17 protein-coding genes are annotated in these 16,888 nt (G+C 52.8%); 12 read left to right on the plus strand and 5 right to left on the minus strand.

Annotated elements, in window-relative coordinates:
* Positions 1 to 16: 16 nt before the first annotated feature.
* Positions 17 to 1,834, plus strand: coding sequence for a maltodextrin glucosidase (gene malZ / locus E6P06_RS09260; protein WP_049015718.1), 1,818 nt, complete (start codon positions 17 to 19; stop codon positions 1,832 to 1,834).
* Here the strand turns inward: malZ and E6P06_RS09265 are convergent.
* Positions 1,828 to 2,730 carry a LysR family transcriptional regulator gene (locus E6P06_RS09265; protein ID WP_087879027.1) on the minus strand — a complete coding sequence of 301 codons (903 nt, stop codon included), beginning with the start codon at positions 2,728 to 2,730 and terminating at the stop codon, positions 1,828 to 1,830. The two genes, malZ and E6P06_RS09265, sit on opposite strands and share 7 nt — an antisense overlap.
* 273 nt (positions 2,731 to 3,003) lie before the next feature.
* Here E6P06_RS09265 and E6P06_RS09270 point away from each other — a divergent pair, with 273 nt between their 5' ends.
* The 3 genes from E6P06_RS09270 (at position 3,004) to E6P06_RS09280 (ending at position 6,254) form a co-directional block, all read left to right on the plus strand.
* Complete coding sequence (locus E6P06_RS09270) at positions 3,004 to 3,645, plus strand: hydrolase (protein ID WP_003021513.1); 642 nt, start codon at positions 3,004 to 3,006, stop codon at positions 3,643 to 3,645.
* Between the two features lie 173 nt (positions 3,646 to 3,818).
* Positions 3,819 to 4,364 (plus strand): antibiotic biosynthesis monooxygenase, encoded by a 546-nt coding sequence (locus tag E6P06_RS09275; protein ID WP_003835991.1) that lies wholly within the window; start codon positions 3,819 to 3,821, stop codon positions 4,362 to 4,364.
* A gap of 21 nt (positions 4,365 to 4,385) precedes the next feature.
* Positions 4,386 to 6,254 carry an amidohydrolase gene (locus E6P06_RS09280; protein ID WP_139935153.1) on the plus strand — a complete coding sequence of 623 codons (1,869 nt, stop codon included), beginning with the start codon at positions 4,386 to 4,388 and terminating at the stop codon, positions 6,252 to 6,254.
* A gap of 121 nt (positions 6,255 to 6,375) precedes the next feature.
* On the opposite strand, the gene E6P06_RS09285 is transcribed toward E6P06_RS09280, so the two are convergent.
* The gene (locus tag E6P06_RS09285) at positions 6,376 to 6,978 is read right to left on the minus strand and encodes a peroxiredoxin (RefSeq protein WP_003021524.1); all 603 of its coding nucleotides are present in this window, start codon (positions 6,976 to 6,978) and stop codon (positions 6,376 to 6,378) included.
* Between the two features lie 168 nt (positions 6,979 to 7,146).
* Complete coding sequence (gene acpH, locus E6P06_RS09290) at positions 7,147 to 7,728, minus strand: ACP phosphodiesterase (RefSeq protein ID WP_016149694.1); 582 nt, start codon at positions 7,726 to 7,728, stop codon at positions 7,147 to 7,149.
* 90 nt (positions 7,729 to 7,818) lie between these two features.
* Here acpH and queA point away from each other — a divergent pair, with 90 nt between their 5' ends.
* The 7 genes from queA (at position 7,819) to E6P06_RS09325 (ending at position 14,535) form a co-directional block, all read left to right on the plus strand.
* Complete coding sequence (gene queA / locus E6P06_RS09295; RefSeq protein WP_003021529.1) at positions 7,819 to 8,889, plus strand: tRNA preQ1(34) S-adenosylmethionine ribosyltransferase-isomerase QueA; 1,071 nt, start codon at positions 7,819 to 7,821, stop codon at positions 8,887 to 8,889.
* 55 nt (positions 8,890 to 8,944) lie between these two features.
* Positions 8,945 to 10,072, plus strand: a complete 1,128-nt coding sequence (gene tgt / locus E6P06_RS09300) for a tRNA guanosine(34) transglycosylase Tgt (protein ID WP_003021535.1) — start codon at positions 8,945 to 8,947, stop codon at positions 10,070 to 10,072.
* Between the two features lie 22 nt (positions 10,073 to 10,094).
* Entirely contained in the window at positions 10,095 to 10,427 is a 333-nt protein-coding gene (gene yajC / locus E6P06_RS09305; protein ID WP_003021544.1) for a preprotein translocase subunit YajC, read from the plus strand.
* Positions 10,428 to 10,454: 27 nt separating this feature from the next.
* The gene (gene secD, locus E6P06_RS09310) at positions 10,455 to 12,302 is read left to right on the plus strand and encodes a protein translocase subunit SecD (RefSeq protein ID WP_003021547.1); all 1,848 of its coding nucleotides are present in this window, start codon (positions 10,455 to 10,457) and stop codon (positions 12,300 to 12,302) included.
* 10 nt (positions 12,303 to 12,312) lie between these two features.
* A complete protein-coding gene (gene secF / locus E6P06_RS09315) occupies positions 12,313 to 13,284 on the plus strand; it encodes a protein translocase subunit SecF (RefSeq protein WP_003021550.1) in 972 nt (323 codons plus the stop codon).
* Between the two features lie 169 nt (positions 13,285 to 13,453).
* Positions 13,454 to 13,819: a VOC family protein gene (locus E6P06_RS09320; RefSeq protein ID WP_139935154.1), complete on the plus strand. Its 366-nt coding sequence runs from the start codon at positions 13,454 to 13,456 to the stop codon at positions 13,817 to 13,819.
* Positions 13,820 to 13,842: 23 nt separating this feature from the next.
* On the plus strand, positions 13,843 to 14,535 hold the full coding sequence (locus E6P06_RS09325) for a YafY family protein (RefSeq protein ID WP_003835974.1): 693 nt from the start codon (positions 13,843 to 13,845) through the stop codon (positions 14,533 to 14,535).
* Positions 14,536 to 14,580: 45 nt separating this feature from the next.
* Here the strand turns inward: E6P06_RS09325 and E6P06_RS09330 are convergent, their stop codons facing one another.
* Both E6P06_RS09330 and E6P06_RS09335 read right to left on the minus strand, forming a co-directional pair.
* A complete protein-coding gene (locus E6P06_RS09330; RefSeq protein WP_003021561.1) occupies positions 14,581 to 15,444 on the minus strand; it encodes a nucleoside-specific channel-forming protein Tsx in 864 nt (287 codons plus the stop codon).
* 298 nt (positions 15,445 to 15,742) lie between these two features.
* Positions 15,743 to 16,282, minus strand: coding sequence for a DUF3251 domain-containing protein (locus tag E6P06_RS09335; protein WP_054528674.1), 540 nt, complete (start codon positions 16,280 to 16,282; stop codon positions 15,743 to 15,745).
* Positions 16,283 to 16,435: 153 nt separating this feature from the next.
* Here E6P06_RS09335 and nrdR point away from each other — a divergent pair, with 153 nt between their 5' ends.
* Entirely contained in the window at positions 16,436 to 16,885 is a 450-nt protein-coding gene (gene nrdR, locus E6P06_RS09340) for a transcriptional regulator NrdR (RefSeq protein WP_003021571.1), read from the plus strand.
* The last annotated feature ends 3 nt before the right edge of the window (positions 16,886 to 16,888 follow it).

Raw genomic sequence — 16,888 nt, forward strand, 5'->3', positions numbered from 1 at the left:
TCAAAGGGGATACGTGATGTTGAACGCCTGGCACCTTCCGGTTGCCCCATTTGTTAAGCAAAACAAAGATCAACTGACGATTACATTATGGCTGGCGGGGGAAAATCCCCCCCAGCGGGTGACGCTACGCGCAGAAAACGATAACGAAGAGATTTCGCTAGCTATGCACAAGCAGCGCAGCCAGCCGCAGCCGGGTGTGACCGCGTGGCGAGCGGCGATCGATCTCTCCAGCGGGCAGCCTCGTCGACGCTATAGCTTTAAATTACTTTGGCTCGATCGTCAGTTGTGGTTCACCCCACAGGGATTCAGCCGTTTTCCGCCTGCGCGTCTGGAGCAGTTTGCCGTCGATGTGCCGGATAACGGTCCGCAGTGGGTTGCTGACCAGGTCTTTTACCAAATTTTCCCGGACCGTTTTGCCCGCAGCCAGTCGCGTGAAGCGGGCCAGGATAACGTCTATTATCACCACGCGGCCGGGCACGACATCGTGCGGCGCGAATGGGACGAACCGCTTACGGCTCAGGCCGGTGGCTCCACGTTCTATGGTGGTGATTTGGACGGCATCAGCGAAAAGCTACCGTACCTGAAAACGTTAGGGGTCACGGCGCTGTACCTGAATCCTGTGTTTACCGCGCCGAGCGTGCATAAATACGATACCGAAGATTACCGTCATGTTGATCCGCAATTTGGCGGCGACACGGCGCTGCTACGCCTGCGGCACAACACCCAACAGCAGGGCATGCGCTTGATTCTGGACGGTGTTTTTAACCATAGCGGCGATTCGCACGCCTGGTTTGACCGGCATAGTAGGGGAACGGATGGGGCGTGCCATAACTCAGAATCCCCCTGGCGCGACTGGTATCATTTCTCAGCCGACGGCGTTGCGCTCGACTGGCTGGGGTATTCCAGCCTGCCCAAGCTGGACTTTTCTTCGGAAAGCCTGGTAAATGAAATTTATCGCGGCGAAGACAGTATCGTCCGTCACTGGCTGAAAGCGCCGTGGAGTATGGACGGCTGGCGTCTTGATGTGGTGCACATGCTGGGAGAAGCAGGAGGCGCACGTAACAACCTACAACACGTGGCCGGCATTACGCAGGCGGCAAAAGAAACCCAGCCAGAGGCGTATGTGGTGGGTGAACATTTTGGCGATGCTCGCCAGTGGTTGCAGGCCGACGCGGAAGATGCCGCCATGAACTATCGCGGCTTTACTTTCCCTCTCTGGGGATTCCTCGCCAATACCGATATTTCATACGACCCACAATCCATTGACGCCCAGACCTGTATGGCGTGGATGGATAACTACCGTGCGGGGTTGTCGCATCAACAGCAATTGCGCATGTTTAACCAGCTCGACAGCCACGATACCGCTCGCTTTAAGTCTCTGCTCGGTAAAGACGTCGCACGTTTACCGCTGGCGGTGGTGTGGCTATTTACCTGGCCTGGCGTGCCCTGTATTTACTACGGCGACGAAGTGGGGCTGGATGGCAACAACGATCCGTTTTGCCGCAAACCTTTCCCATGGCAGCCTGAAAAACAGGACGCTAACCTGCTGGCGTTGTACCAGCGGCTGGCAAAATTACGCCACCAGAGCCAGGCGCTACGCCACGGTGGTTGTCAGGTGATTTACGCCGAGGATAACGTGGTGGTGTTTGTACGGGTGCTAAACCGCCAGCGCGTGTTAGTGGCGATTAACCGTGGCCAGGCTTGTGAAGTGGTCCTGCCAGCCTCGCCATTACTGAGCGTGAGTCATTGGCAGCACAAAGAGGGCAAAGGTGTGCTTGCCGACGATATCCTGACGTTGCCGGCGATTTCCGCCTCTGTATGGTCAGGTCATTGATATAAGTGCGCAATCGCCGGGCTTGCCAGCAGCGCGTCTCGCCACCAGCGCTGCGCCAGCCCATCACGGTTATTGCGCCATGCCATATAGGCCACGTCTTTTTGGCGAAATGAGATAACCGCTTTTTCCACCAGCTCGCCCGTAGCAAGCCACGGGCTGGCAATATGGCGGGGGAGAAATCCGCAGCCCATGCCGGCTCGCAGTAGCATCACTTTACTGTGGAAGTCATCGACACGGATCTGCGCCTGCTCCTCCATCAGATTGGTTTGTAACGGATGGCAGAAGCGGGCGCTGTCGCTGATAACAATCGCCCGATGCAGGCACAACTGTTCGTTGGTCAGGCCATCAGGTGATGCGGCCAGCGGATGCTCAGGTGCCACGACAAATACATTGTCCAATGTACCGAGCATTTTGTAGGACCAGGCCGCTGACGTTGGTGGTTCATTAATCGCCCCCAGAATAATATCTGCTCCATTATGGGTCAGCTCCTCCCAGGAACCCGCCAGCGTATGATGGGTAAAACTGAGGCGGGTTTGCTTATTCAGCGCGTGAAATTCATCGATAATGGGTAACAGCGAGGCGAAAGGAAAGGAGTCGTCCAGCGCAATCGCCAGCTCTTTTTCCCAGCCTGAACTCAGCTGTACCGCCTGTTTTTCGAGATCTTTTGCCGCACTTAGCAATAAACGTCCCTTTTCCAGCATCATCTGTCCGGTGTCGGTAAATTTAGCCCGGTGTCCGGAACGGTCAAGCAACTCGATATTCAGGTCGCTTTCCAGCTTTTGAATCATATAGCTGAGTGCCGCAGGCGTTTTAAACAGCGATTCGGCCGCCGCGGCAAATGAACCCTGTTTGTCGAGTGCGTCGAGAATAAGCAAAACATCCAGATTAATGCGCATAAGCAGAAAAGATCCTGAAAATTAAACCCTTCTGTTGTACCGAATGGAGAAAAACAATGCCAGTGAATAAATTAGATGAATCATGCGCATTTTTTTGATGTTGTTTAGGATATATCGCAACACAGAATTAATAGTTTCACAGGATGGTAAGTTTTCTTTAATAACTCGTTAGAATTTTCCCGCTATACTCAACAAGCTTTCTGATTCAGGATCCTACTGCTGACGGCAGATACAGACCGTTGCCTTTTAACTTATTGATTAAGAAGGTATGATATGTCTATTCGGGAACTGATTGACCCTCAAAACTCTACGCTTATTTTTATTGATCATCAGCCGCAAATGTCATTTGGTGTAGCGAATATCGATCGCCAGACTTTAAAAAATAATACCGTGGCATTAGCGAAAGCCGGGAAAATATTCAATGTCCCGGTGATTTATACTTCTGTAGAAACGAAAAGTTTTAGCGGATATATCTGGCCAGAACTGTTAGCGGTTCATCCTGATGTAAAACCCATTGAACGCACCTCAATGAACTCCTGGGAAGATGCGGCGTTTGTGAAGGCCGTGGAAGCGACTGGACGTAAAAAACTGATTATCTCCGCGCTGTGGACCGAAGTCTGCCTGACTTTCCCGGCACTGATGGCGCTGGAAGCGGGTTATGAAGTATATGTGGTGACCGACACTTCCGGCGGCACGTCCGTGGATGCCCATGAGCGTTCTATCGACCGCATGGTACAGGCTGGTGCCGTACCCGTAACCTGGCAACAGGTTCTTCTTGAGTATCAGCGCGACTGGTCTCGCAAAGAAACCTACGACGCCGTCATGGATCTGGTACGCGAGCACAGCGGTGCCTACGGTATGGGCGTGGATTATGCCTATACCATGGTGCATGGCGCGCCAGAACGTAAAGCCTAAATACACGTCATCCTTCATGTTGCATCTTTGTTGGCTTTGCTTGCGTACCCCAGTCACTGACTTATGTAAGCTCCCGGGGATCCACAACCTTGCCGCCTCGATGCACCATGAATGATTTTGTGTATTGCTTTCCTGGCCTAAGCGGCCTGTTTCCTCTCAACAAGGAATCCTTCATGGCGCAGAACAAACATGTGACGTTGGTGATTACCCACACCCTGCTGCCTGAGCAGGCGCAGCGGTATGAGCAATGGCTGGGGAAAATTATGCCGGTGGCGGCTGAGTTTCCCGGTCATCTCGGGGCGAACGTGATTCGCCCTGCGGATGGCGACAACCTGTGGAATATCATTATTCGCTTCGACACGCTTGAGCATCTGTATAACTGGACCCAGTCCGATACGCGCCGTGTGCTGGTGGAAGAGATTGCCCCACTGCTGGCGGAAGGTGATAAAACCGAAATTCGTACCGAAGCGGCATTCTGGTTTACGCCACCAGCGCCCCATGTACGCCAGCCCAAACGCTGGAAACAGTTTCTGATAACCCTGCTGGTGATATTTCCTAGCACCAATCTGGTGCCGTGGTTGACCGGCATTGTGCTGCCTGCAATGAAGGGCTCGTTACTCCTGCATCTCATCAATGATGCCTGTGTGGTTGCGCTGGTGGTCTGGTTCTGGATGCCCATCGTAACCCGTCTGTTTGCCGGATGGCTGAAAAAAGCCTGACCGGTATCTCAGGAGATTGTTATGTCTCAAACTGCCACACTGATTCTGACTCACGGAAAAATTCATACTCTCGATAGGCAACGCCCGCAGGTCGAGGCGGTGGCGATTGCCAACGGAAAGATCCTGGCGACTGGTAGCCACGAGCGGGTAATGAGCTTTGCTGCCGAAGGGACGCAGGTTGTCGATCTGCAAGGACATACGGTGATCCCGGGCCTGAACGATTCGCACCTGCACCTTATTCGTGGTGGACTGAATTACAACCTGGAATTACGTTGGGAAGGCGTGCCGTCGCTGGCGGACGCCCTACGTATGCTCAAAGACCAGGCGGACAGAACGCCGTCGCCGCAATGGGTACGCGTGGTGGGCGGCTGGAGCGAATTCCAGTTTGCCGAACGTCGCATGCCAACCCTGGAAGAACTGAATGAAGCTGCTCCGGATACCCCGGTTTTTGTTCTGCATCTCTACGACCGGGCTTTGCTGAACCGCGCTGCGCTGAAAGCCGTTGGCTACACCAAAGCGACGCCGGATCCGGCGGGCGGTGAGATTGTGCGTGATAGCAACGGCAACCCGACCGGGATGTTGATCGCTAAACCAAACGCCATGATACTTTATTCGACGCTGGCAAAAGGACCCAAACTGCCGCTGGAAATGCAGGTTAACTCGACCCGCCAGTTTATGCGTGAACTGAACCGCCTGGGGCTGACCAGCGCCATCGATGCGGGCGGCGGCTTCCAGAACTATCCGGAAGATTACGAGATCATTGAGCAGTTACACGCCAACAAGCAGATGACGGTGCGTATTGCCTACAACCTGTTTACCCAGCGTCCAAAACAGGAACTGGAAGACTTTGAACGTTGGACCGATATGCTCAAACCGGGGCAGGGGACCGACTTCTACCGCGCCAATGGGGCCGGGGAAATGCTGGTTTTTTCGGCAGCGGATTTTGAAGATTTTCTCCAGCCGCGCCCGGACTTGCCGGAGGGTATGGAAGATGAGCTGGAGCGCGTGGTGCGACATCTGGTGGAGCACCGCTGGCCGTTCCGCCTGCACGCCACCTACGATGAATCTATCAGCCGCATGTTGGACGTGTTTGAGAAGGTGAATCGTGATATCCCGTTCAATGGCCTGCACTGGTTCTTCGATCATGCCGAAACCATTACTGAACGGAATATCGAGCGCGTTAAAGCGCTGGGCGGCGGGATTGCTGTTCAGCACCGAATGGCGTTCCAGGGCGAATATTTTGTCGATCGTTATGGCAAAGATGCGGTCAAACACACGCCGCCGGTGGCGAAAATGCTGGCGGCTGAAGTTCCGGTAGGGCTGGGGACTGACGCCACCCGTGTGGCCAGCTACAATCCGTGGACAGCGCTCTACTGGCTGGTTTCGGGCCGCACCGTTGGCGGTATGGCGATGTACGATGATAACAACCGCTTGCCGCGCGACGTGGCGCTGGAACTGTGGACCGCTGGCAGCGCCTGGTTCTCCAGCGAGCAGGGTAAGAAAGGGCGAATCGAGAAAGATCAACTGGCCGACCTGGTGGTGCTGTCTAAAGATTACTTCAACGTGGCGGAAGAAGAGATCAAAGGCATTGAGTCAGTGATGACCATTGTCGATGGCAAAGTCGTGTATGCGGCAGGGCATTTCACCCCGCTGGCACCGCCAGCCATCCCGGTTGCGCCGGACTGGTCGCCGGTGGTGAAGGTGCCGGGGCACTATCGCTCAGCGCCGCCTGCTGCGGCAAAAATTGGCGCAATGGTGCAGATGCATCAGTGCTGTGGTAGCTGTGGCGTACACGGTCATCAGCATGATATTGCGCGTCAATCAGGCATTCCGGTGTCAGATGACCGGGCTTTCTGGGGCGCGCTTGGCTGTTCCTGCTTCGCGTTTTAATTGTGGTTTGGATAAGCGTATTGTCGCTGGTGATACTTACAGAGAGTGACGCAATCACCTACCTGACCTACGAACAATAAAAAAGGCCCGCACTAGCGGGCCTTTTGTCGATTCATGCCAATTACAGGCTGGAAACGTTCTCGGTCAGGTATTTTGCTACGCCGTCCGGAGACGCGTTCATACCTTCTTTACCTTTTTCCCACTGTGCCGGGCATACGTCGCCGTGCTCTTCGTGGAACTGCAGCGCGTCAACCATGCGCAGCATTTCGTCGATGTTACGGCCCAGCGGCAGATCGTTAACCACCTGGTGGCGAACAACGCCGTTAGCGTCGATCAGGAAAGAACCGCGCAGAGCAACGCCAGCTTCCGGGTGCTCGATGCCGTAGGCTTTCTGGATTTCGCGTTTAATGTCAGCAACCATTGCGTATTTCACTGCACCGATGCCGCCTTTGTCGACAGGGGTGTTACGCCATGCGTTGTGGACAAATTCAGAGTCGAAGGAAACGCCAACAACTTCAACGCCGCGCTTCTGGAATTCTTCGTAACGTTTGTCGAATGCGATCAGTTCAGACGGGCAAACGAAGGTGAAGTCCATCGGCCAGAAGAACAGAACGGTAGTTTTACCGTTGGTATGCTGTTTGAAGTTGAAGTTTTCAACGATCTCACCGCTACCCAGTACCGCAGCTGCTGTGAAATCCGGAGCCTGACGAGTTACCAGTACCATATAATTCTCCTGCAATGTTAAGGGGTTTTTGGAACGCAACGCGGGCCAGTATAGAGAGTGTTCGTGAATAAGACAAAGAGGCGCTGGCAATCAATGAGACAGGTTTTGTCTATCAATCTTTTGCCGGATGACGGCTACGGCTTATCCGGCGGGGAATGCGGGTTGCAATCAAAGGGTTTTACGCCGCGCCTGGTCCATCATTTGCGGATAAAACTGCCAGAATCGTTCTTCTAACGCATCGTAATGCGTATTGAGGTCATACCATGAGTCGCGTAGGGCATCGAGCCGTGGACGGCGGCTGGCCATGCCGTTCAGGACGTTCTGGATAAAATCCATGTCCCGGTAGCGCTCAAGCCATTTCTCTGACCATATATAGTTATTCAGATTGATAAAGCGTGGCGGCGATTCCGGCAAAATAGTGGTTACCTGGGTACGGGCATAGCGCACAAAGTCCGTAAGCGGGAAGTCAGGGGAGATCTCCGACCAGTGGCGCGACAGAAAATGATCCCACATGACATCCAGCGTAATCGGCGCGACGCGGCGCGTTTCGCTACGAAACCATTCTTTGGCTTCACGCACCTGCGGCAGGTTATCTGTCATCACGTCGATACGACGATGCATGAAGATGCCTTCTACCACATCAGGCGAGTAGTGCGTTTCCGGATTACCCCGGACAAAATCGGCCAGCAGATTGCCGGAAAGCGAGCTGTCGGCAAGGTGAGCGAGATGCAAATGTGCAAGAAAATTCATCGTTAAATGTTTATCCAGAGGGGTAAAGGTTGCAGGGAGAACGCCCCGGCACTAGACTACCCGCCTCTTATTTTAGTCTGAGTCAGTGTCATGCGCGTTACCGATTTCACCTTTGAACTACCCGAATCCCTGATTGCCCACTATCCGCAAGCTGAGCGCAGTAGCTGTCGCTTGCTGTCTTTGGACGGGCCGACGGGCGCGCTGACGCACGGTACTTTCACCGATTTGCTCGATAAGCTCAACCCTGGCGATTTGCTGGTCTTTAACAACACCCGCGTCATTCCTGCGCGTCTGTTTGGTCGTAAAGCCAGCGGCGGTAAAATTGAAGTGCTGGTCGAGCGTATGCTGGATGACAAACGTATTCTGGCGCATATTCGTGCCTCGAAAGCGCCGAAACCGGGCGCCGAGCTGCTGCTGGGCGATGACGAAAGCATTAAAGCAACGATGGTGGCGCGCCATGACGCGCTGTTTGAAGTTGAGTTTAACGACGAACGCAGCGTGCTGGATATCCTCAACGCGATTGGCCATATGCCGTTGCCGCCGTATATCGACCGTCCGGATGAAGACGCCGACCGCGAGCTGTACCAGACCGTGTACAGCGAAAAACCGGGTGCCGTCGCTGCGCCGACCGCGGGTCTGCATTTTGACGATCCGCTGCTGGCTAAACTGCGCGATAAAGGCATTGAAATGGCGTTCGTCACCCTGCACGTTGGAGCGGGCACTTTCCAGCCGGTGCGCGTAGACACTATTGAAGACCACATTATGCACTCCGAATATGCGGAAGTGCCGCAGGATGTGGTGGACGCGGTGCTGGCGGCGAAAGCGCGCGGTAACCGCGTGATTGCGGTGGGCACCACCTCCGTACGTTCACTGGAAAGTGCGGCGCAGGCGGCCAAAAACGATCTAATCGAGCCGTTCTTCGGCGATACACAAATCTTTATTTATCCAGGCTATAAATATCAGGTGATTGATGCTCTGGTCACCAACTTCCACCTGCCGGAATCGACACTGATTATGCTGGTTTCCGCATTTGCTGGTTATAAAAACACCATGCACGCCTATCATGAAGCGGTAAAAGCGGAATATCGCTTTTTTAGTTACGGGGATGCGATGTTTATCACGTACAATCCGCAGGCTATTTCTGAGCGTGTCGGGGAATAAGTTTCCGGCATGAGTGTTTAAAACGTCGGACTGTTTTTCTGACGCAGGAGTGAAGATGAAATTTGAACTGGATACCACAGACGGTCGCGCTCGCCGCGGCCGCCTGGTTTTTGATCGTGGCGTAGTAGAAACGCCTGCTTTTATGCCGGTCGGTACTTACGGCACAGTAAAAGGCATGACGCCGGAAGAAGTTGAAGCGACCGGCGCACAGATCATCCTCGGCAACACTTTCCACCTGTGGCTACGCCCGGGGCAGGAAATCATGAAACTGCACGGCGATCTGCACGATTTTATGCAGTGGAAAGGGCCGATCCTCACCGATTCCGGCGGCTTCCAGGTGTTCAGCCTGGGCGATATCCGGAAGATAACCGAACAAGGCGTGCATTTCCGTAACCCGATCAACGGCGATCCGATTTTCCTCGATCCCGAGAAGTCGATGGAGATTCAATACGATCTCGGTTCCGATATCGTGATGATCTTCGACGAATGTACACCATATCCGGCCGACTGGGACTATGCTAAACGCTCGATGGAGATGTCTCTGCGTTGGGCGAAGCGCAGCCGTGACCGTTTTGATAGCCTCGGCAACAAAAATGCGCTTTTTGGCATCATTCAGGGCAGTGTTTACGAAGATTTACGTGATATCTCCGTCAAAGGTCTGGTAGATATCGGCTTTGATGGCTACGCTGTCGGCGGTTTGGCTGTCGGTGAGCCGAAGGAAGATATGCACCGCATTCTGGAACATGTTTGCCCGCAGATTCCGGCAGATAAACCGCGTTACCTGATGGGCGTCGGTAAACCAGAAGATCTGGTTGAAGGCGTGCGTCGCGGTATCGATATGTTTGACTGTGTGATGCCAACGCGAAATGCCCGTAATGGTCATTTGTTTGTGACTGACGGCGTGGTAAAAATTCGTAACGCGAAACATAAAAGCGACACCAGTCCGCTCGATGCTGAGTGTGATTGCTACACCTGTCGCAATTATTCGCGCGCTTACTTGCATCATCTCGACCGTTGCAACGAAATATTGGGCGCGCGTCTCAACACGATTCATAACCTTCGCTACTACCAGCGTTTGATGGCGGGTTTACGCAAGGCTATTGAAGAGGGTAAATTAGAGAGCTTCGTGACCGATTTTTACCAACGTCAGGGTAGACCAGTTCCACCTGTGAACGTTGATTAATTTTAATAATGAGGGAATTTGAATGAGCTTTTTTATTTCTGATGCGGTAGCGGCAACAGGTGCTCCGGCGCAGGGCAGCCCGATGTCTCTGATTCTGATGCTGGTGGTGTTTGGTCTGATTTTCTACTTCATGATCCTGCGCCCGCAGCAAAAGCGTACCAAAGAACACAAAAATCTGATGAACTCCATTGCGAAAGGCGATGAAGTGCTGACTAACGGTGGTCTGGTGGGTCGCGTGACCAAAGTAGCAGAATCTGGCTACATCGCTATCGCGCTGAACGACACCACTGAAGTGGTTATTAAACGTGATTTCGTAGCTGCCGTTCTGCCGAAAGGCACCATGAAGGCGCTGTAATTTATTGTTTTCCCAAAGGGAACTGCCGTGTTAAACCGTTATCCTTTGTGGAAGTATGTCATGCTGATCGTCGTTATTGTCGTCGGTCTGCTCTATGCGCTTCCCAACCTGTATGGTGAGGATCCGGCTGTTCAAATCACTGGCGTGCGCGGTGCCGCCGCCAGTGAGCAAACGCTGATCCAGGTCCAGAAAACGTTACAAGAAGATAAAATCACACCTAAGTCTGTGGCTCTGGAAGAGGGTGCTATTCTCGCGCGCTTCGACTCCACTGATACCCAACTGCGCGCACGTGAAGTATTAATGGGCGTACTGGGCGATCAGTACGTCGTGGCGCTTAACCTTGCTCCGGCAACCCCGCGCTGGCTGGCTGCCATTCATGCAGAACCGATGAAACTCGGTCTTGACCTGCGTGGCGGCGTTCACTTCCTGATGGAAGTGGATATGGATACCGCGCTGAGTAAGTTGCAGGAACAAAATATCGATAGCCTGCGCAGCGATCTGCGTGAAAAAGGCATTCCTTATACTACCGTTCGCAAAGAAGATAACTACGGTCTGAGCATCACTTTCCGTGATAGCAGCGCCCGTGATGAAGCTATCTCTTACTTGAGCAAACGTCACCAGGATCTGGTTATTTCCAGCCAGGGCAGCAATGCACTGCGCGCTGTAATGACCGATGCGCGCCTGAGCGAAGCCCGTGAGTACGCGGTACAGCAGAACATCAACATTCTGCGTAATCGTGTTAACCAACTGGGTGTTGCTGAGCCGGTGGTACAACGTCAGGGCGCTGACCGCATCGTGGTTGAACTGCCGGGTATTCAGGATACCGCGCGTGCGAAAGAAATTCTGGGCGCAACCGCGACGCTGGAGTTCCGTCTGGTAAACACCAACGTTGACCAGTCCGCTGCAGCATCGGGTCGTGTTCCGGGTGATTCGGAAGTGAAACAGTCTCGTGAAGGTCAGCCTGTTGTGCTGTACAAGCGCGTGATCCTGACCGGTGACCATATCACCGACTCCACTTCCAGCCAGGACGAATACAATCAGCCGCAGGTTAACATCTCGCTGGATAGCGCGGGTGGTAACATCATGTCCAACTTCACCAAGGATAACATCGGTAAGCCGATGGCGACCCTGTTCGTGGAGTACAAAGACAGCGGTAAGAAAGATGCTAACGGTCGTGCAGTACTGGTGAAACAGGAAGAGGTGATTAACATTGCCAATATCCAGTCTCGCCTGGGTAACAGCTTCCGTATCACCGGTATCAACAACCCGAACGAAGCGCGTCAGCTTTCTCTGCTGTTACGTGCCGGTGCGTTGATTGCGCCGATTCAGATTGTGGAAGAACGTACCATCGGTCCAACCCTGGGTATGCAGAACATTAAACAGGGTCTGGAAGCGTGTCTGGCCGGTCTGGTGGTGTCTATCCTGTTCATGATCTTCTTCTATAAGAAGTTCGGTCTGATTGCGACCAGTGCGCTGATTGCTAACCTGGTATTGATTGTCGGTATTATGTCGTTGCTGCCGGGCGCTACGCTAAGTATGCCGGGGATTGCGGGGATTGTCTTAACCCTTGCCGTCGCGGTCGATGCGAACGTACTGATCAACGAACGTATCAAAGAAGAGTTGAGTAACGGGCGTTCGGTGCAGCAGGCCATCAACGAAGGTTATGCGGGCGCATTTAGCTCCATCTTTGATGCGAACATTACGACGCTGATCAAGGTCATCATCCTGTACGCAGTTGGCACCGGGGCAATTAAAGGGTTCGCGATTACTACCGGTATTGGTGTGGCGACGTCGATGTTTACCGCGATTGTCGGTACACGTGCCATCGTAAACCTGTTGTATGGCGGCAAGCGCGTCAAAAAGCTGTCAATCTGAGGAGTGCGAAGTGGCACAGGAATATACTGTTGAACAATTAAACCACGGCCGTAAAGTCTGGGACTTTATGCGCTGGGACTACTGGGCTTTCGGCATTTCAGGTTTCCTGCTGATTGCGGCCATCGTGGTGATGGGCGTACGCGGGTTTAACTGGGGTCTCGATTTCACCGGTGGTACGGTTATTGAAATCACGCTGGAAAAACCGGCCGATATGGACGTGATGCGCGATGCGCTGGAGAAAGCGGGCTTCGTTGATCCGCTTCTGCAGAACTTCGGCAGCAGCCACGACATTATGGTACGTATGCCGCCAACTGAAGGTGCAGACGGCGGTCAGGTGCTGGGCAGCAAAGTGTTGAGTGTGATTAACGAATCCACCAATCAAAACGCCGCGGTGAAGCGAATTGAATTCGTGGGTCCGAGCGTGGGGGCTGATCTGGCGCAAACCGGTGCGATGGCGCTGATGGCGGCGCTGATCTCCATCCTGGTGTACGTCGGTTTCCGCTTTGAGTGGCGACTGGCGGCGGGGGTGGTTATCGCTCTGGCGCACGACGTGATTATCACACTTGGGATCCTGTCGTTGTTCCATATCGAGATTGACCTGACTATCGTCGCATCACTGATGTCGGTAATCGGTTACTCGCTGAACGATAGTATCGTTGTATCTGACCGTATTCGTGAAAACTTCCGCAAAATTCGTCGCGGTACGCCTTACGAAATCTTTAACGTGTCACTGACTCAAACGCTGCACCGTACGTTGATTACGTCCGGTACAACGTTGATGGTTATTCTGATGCTGTTCCTGTTCGGTGGTCCGGTACTGGAAGGCTTCTCGCTGACGATGCTGATCGGTGTTTCCATCGGTACCGCATCTTCTATCTACGTGGCATCGGCGCTGGCGCTGAAGCTGGGTATGAAGCGTGAGCACATGCTGCAGCAGAAGGTCGAGAAAGAAGGGGCGGATCAACCGTCGATTCTTCCTTAACCATTAAGAGTGAAGATACTGGAATCCCGATCGTAAGGTCGGGATTTTTTTTTGCCTGTGAATTAGCGACAGGCAATTATCTTTTCCTGTCGCCACACTACTGACAGTATGCTGTCAGTAGCCCTGTCTTATAGTCCTTCTGAGATTACCCACACAGGCAGGAGGAAGTATGAGCAACGTAATTAATTGGTTTGAAATCCCTGTAGCACAAATGGATCGCGCCATCGCTTTTTATGAACCAGTGATGCAGGTTTCTTTGCGTCGGGAAAATATGGACTGCGCTGAGCTGGCCGTATTTCCGCATCAGGATCCCGCTCCCGGCGGGGCGCTGGCTAAATTTGAAAGTATTACTCCTTCAGCGCAGGGCGCTATTATTTATCTGCATACGGACGATTTGACTGCAACGCTTGAACGCGTCGCCACTGCTGGCGGTCAGTGTGTGTTTGGCCCACTCGAACTGGGGCAGGACATTGGTACGATTGCGCTATTTACTGACAGCGAAGGCAATCGTGTTGGTTTACATCAACCCGCGTAATATTTTCAGCACTGAGGATTAAAATGAGCAGACGCGCCGACCGCTTGTTTCAGATTGTACAAATCCTGCGTGGCAGGCGAGTGACAACGGCGGCGCTGCTGGCAGAACGTCTTGAAGTTTCTGAACGGACGATTTATCGCGATATCCGCGATCTCTCTTTATCCGGCGTGCCCATTGAAGGCGAAGTGGGCAGTGGATACCGCTTAATGGCGGGGTTTGATCTGCCGCCGTTGATGTTAACTCAGCACGAATCAGAAGCGTTGATGGTAGCGATTCGGTTGCTGAAAACATGGGGCGGGGATTCACTCTCACAGGCGCTGGAATCAGCACAGGAAAAAGTGTTGGCGATATTGCCGCCAGAGAGTCGGCGCAGAGCCGAGCAAACGCGGATTTTCGCGCCAGATTTTGGTAATCAGCCGCATTCACGCAGTGCGTTCGATCTCATACATCGCGCGGTTTCTGCTCAGCAGGTGCTGGCGCTGCATTATCGCGATGAGTCCGGGAACCTCTCGTGGCGCGACGTTCAGCCGCTGGGATTATTTTTCTGGGGCGAGCACTGGCTGCTGGTTGGCTGGTGCGAGAAGCGTGATGATTATCGTTGCTTTCGCGTTGATCGATGTCTGAAGATCACGCCACTCGACAGGCACTTTCGCGAATCTGCGGAGCGTTCGCTAAGTGACTTTTTACGTAAAGTACGCTGTGAAGACCAGCCATAAAAAAGCCAGCGGTTAAGCTGGCTTGTTTGCGATAAATTGTCTGGATTAGAAGTTGTAACCTACGACCAGGTAACCACCCCAACCGGTAGATTTCGCGCTGAAATCGCCTTCGCCCCAGTTCAGAGTATCCCCACCTTTCCACTGACCGCCGTTATGGAAGTAACGCGCTACGACAGAGTAGTGCCAGTGATCGTAGTTCAGCGCCAGGACGTGGCTGGAAGCGATAGAGTTGCTGGTGCGGTTCGGGTCATCACCCAAATCTGAGCCCCAGTCGAAGTTGGTGAAGCCGATGTAGGTCAGTTGGCCGCCCCAAACCTGGGTGATCGGCACAAAGTATTTCACTTTGAAACGGTAGCCATCCCACTCGTTTTCGTTGGATGCGCCATAGTTCTGCCACTGGTATTTAGCATAGACGTTCAGGGACAGACCCATCGGCAGACCGGTATCGATATCGGTACCCAGACCCATATACCAGGTGCTCTGGCGGCTGGCTTTGTTATCACCCATGTCGTAGATGTAGTTGTTGGCGAAATACCATTCTTTGAACGGACCAAAGCTCAGGTCAGCGCCGGTCAGTTTGTCGATGGAGAAACGCGGTTCGATTTCCATAAACAACGGGGAACCGTCAGACCAGATACCTTTATCGTTGCCGTTACCCCAGTCGAAGGTTTTCGGAATATCGATGTAGCCATAGAAATCAAACCAGTCTTTTTTGGCAAATGCTTCGTATTCCAGATACACGTCGTTGTTCAGTTTCGGAGAGAAACGGGTGTGATAGCTACCCACCACGTTAACGCTCTGGTGCCACCAGTCGGACAGATATTGCGGTTTGTCATTTTCTGCTGCGTTGGCAGTAAAAGACGAGGAGAGCGCCAGCACTGCACCGGCTGCAAGTAATGTTTTTTTCATATGTATGCCACTGTTTGAAATCCCTTTCGGGAGTGAAAAATGCGCAATTTGCGTTTCTAAATATTTCGTAATTCTTCGGAGCCTATTATAAAAATCATTGTTCACAAAAATATGTCTTGTTTCACAGTTCTATCATTTGCGTAATCGATTGCGTTCACGTTTGCGTACTTTAGGCGGCGAATTGTACTGGCTCTCATGAATGTTGCCAAGTTTTACCAGAAATATCGGTTATGTCAGGGGAGTAACAAAATGGAGCGGAGTGATGTTGCGGAACGCACAAAACGTTCCGCAAAAAAGTTTATTGGCTAACAGGCTGGATGTCGTGGATGCGAACAAATCCTAACTGATCTGGAGTGAGGCCATTTATCTGCAACGGAATGTCTACGTCGCTGGGAGCAAGAATACTCGCCGGAGCGTTGACCAACTGGTTGTGAACGTTCACTTCCTGATAGTTGTCCGTGGTGCCCTGAATTTGCCCGTACTCGACGGTGGCGCTAAAGGCGGGTAAAGGCGTGTTGGATTCACCCTGAATCCGTAGCGTCAGGCGCATACCATCCGCGTTCGGTGCAATGTTTACCAGCGACATGCGTAAAGTGCCAATCTGGCTGTCCAGTCGTGCCGGGGTTTTGGAACCCGGTAGCAGATAGACGCCGCTGGTTGATTTTGCATTCAACATATTTTGTTGCGTAATTTTTACTGTTTCCTGATTAAGCTGCGCCATCTCTTTATTCAATGTGCTAACGCTTTGATGCATCTGGCGTACTTCGCTTTGCTGTGCGCAGGCACTAAGACTAAAGAGACTTCCCACCAGGAGAATTCTTAGGTAACGTCTTGTCATTGTGATTACTTCCTTCATTGTCGCGATAGCGTAATGGTAGTGTGGACTGAGCACGAAGGCATCGATCCTTTGTCTCAAAAGCGCAGTGCCTTTGTTGTCACGGCAGTTCAGGGTAAAATAGATTCTGTTAACCACTGAGGTACAGGACGCCGTATGCATTGCCCATTCTGTTTCGCCGTAGACACTAAGGTAATTGACTCTCGTCTTGTAGGCGAGGGCTCCTCGGTACGCCGCCGTCGGCAGTGTCTGGTCTGTAACGAACGTTTCACCACTTTTGAAGTGGCTGAACTTGTCATGCCGCGCGTTGTGAAAAGCAACGACGTGCGTGAACCCTTTAATGAAGAAAAGCTGCGTAGCGGCATGCTCAGAGCGCTTGAGAAACGGCCTGTGAGCGCGGATGACGTCGAAATGGCGTTAAACCATATCAAATCACAGCTGCGTGCGACTGGTGAGCGTGAGGTGCCGAGCAAGATGATTGGCAACCTGGTGATGGAGCAGTTGAAAAAGCTCGATAAAGTCGCCTACATCCGCTTTGCCTCTGTCTACCGGAGTTTCGAAGATATCAAAGAATTTGGCGAAGAGATTGCTCGCCTACAGGACTAAGCC

The sequence above is a fragment of the Citrobacter sp. CF971 genome (assembly GCF_006385635.1).
In the GTDB taxonomy this organism is placed as follows: Bacteria; Pseudomonadota; Gammaproteobacteria; order Enterobacterales; family Enterobacteriaceae; genus Citrobacter; species Citrobacter freundii.

What these genes read in the sequence shown, in the direction of transcription:
- acpH (WP_016149694.1), bottom strand. Translation starts at nt 7,728, where the DNA reads ATGAATTTTCTTGCACATTTGCATCTCGCTCACCTTGCCGACAGCTCG.
- nrdR (WP_003021571.1), top strand. Translation starts at nt 16,436, where the DNA reads ATGCATTGCCCATTCTGTTTCGCCGTAGACACTAAGGTAATTGACTCT.
- E6P06_RS09275 (WP_003835991.1), top strand. Translation starts at nt 3,819, where the DNA reads ATGGCGCAGAACAAACATGTGACGTTGGTGATTACCCACACCCTGCTG.
- queA (WP_003021529.1), top strand. Translation starts at nt 7,819, where the DNA reads ATGCGCGTTACCGATTTCACCTTTGAACTACCCGAATCCCTGATTGCC.
- E6P06_RS09265 (WP_087879027.1), bottom strand. Translation starts at nt 2,730, where the DNA reads ATGCGCATTAATCTGGATGTTTTGCTTATTCTCGACGCACTCGACAAA.
- yajC (WP_003021544.1), top strand. Translation starts at nt 10,095, where the DNA reads ATGAGCTTTTTTATTTCTGATGCGGTAGCGGCAACAGGTGCTCCGGCG.
- E6P06_RS09285 (WP_003021524.1), bottom strand. Translation starts at nt 6,978, where the DNA reads ATGGTACTGGTAACTCGTCAGGCTCCGGATTTCACAGCAGCTGCGGTA.
- E6P06_RS09335 (WP_054528674.1), bottom strand. Translation starts at nt 16,282, where the DNA reads ATGACAAGACGTTACCTAAGAATTCTCCTGGTGGGAAGTCTCTTTAGT.
- malZ (WP_049015718.1), top strand. Translation starts at nt 17, where the DNA reads ATGTTGAACGCCTGGCACCTTCCGGTTGCCCCATTTGTTAAGCAAAAC.
- E6P06_RS09280 (WP_139935153.1), top strand. Translation starts at nt 4,386, where the DNA reads ATGTCTCAAACTGCCACACTGATTCTGACTCACGGAAAAATTCATACT.
- E6P06_RS09325 (WP_003835974.1), top strand. Translation starts at nt 13,843, where the DNA reads ATGAGCAGACGCGCCGACCGCTTGTTTCAGATTGTACAAATCCTGCGT.
- tgt (WP_003021535.1), top strand. Translation starts at nt 8,945, where the DNA reads ATGAAATTTGAACTGGATACCACAGACGGTCGCGCTCGCCGCGGCCGC.
- E6P06_RS09320 (WP_139935154.1), top strand. Translation starts at nt 13,454, where the DNA reads ATGAGCAACGTAATTAATTGGTTTGAAATCCCTGTAGCACAAATGGAT.
- E6P06_RS09270 (WP_003021513.1), top strand. Translation starts at nt 3,004, where the DNA reads ATGTCTATTCGGGAACTGATTGACCCTCAAAACTCTACGCTTATTTTT.
- E6P06_RS09330 (WP_003021561.1), bottom strand. Translation starts at nt 15,444, where the DNA reads ATGAAAAAAACATTACTTGCAGCCGGTGCAGTGCTGGCGCTCTCCTCG.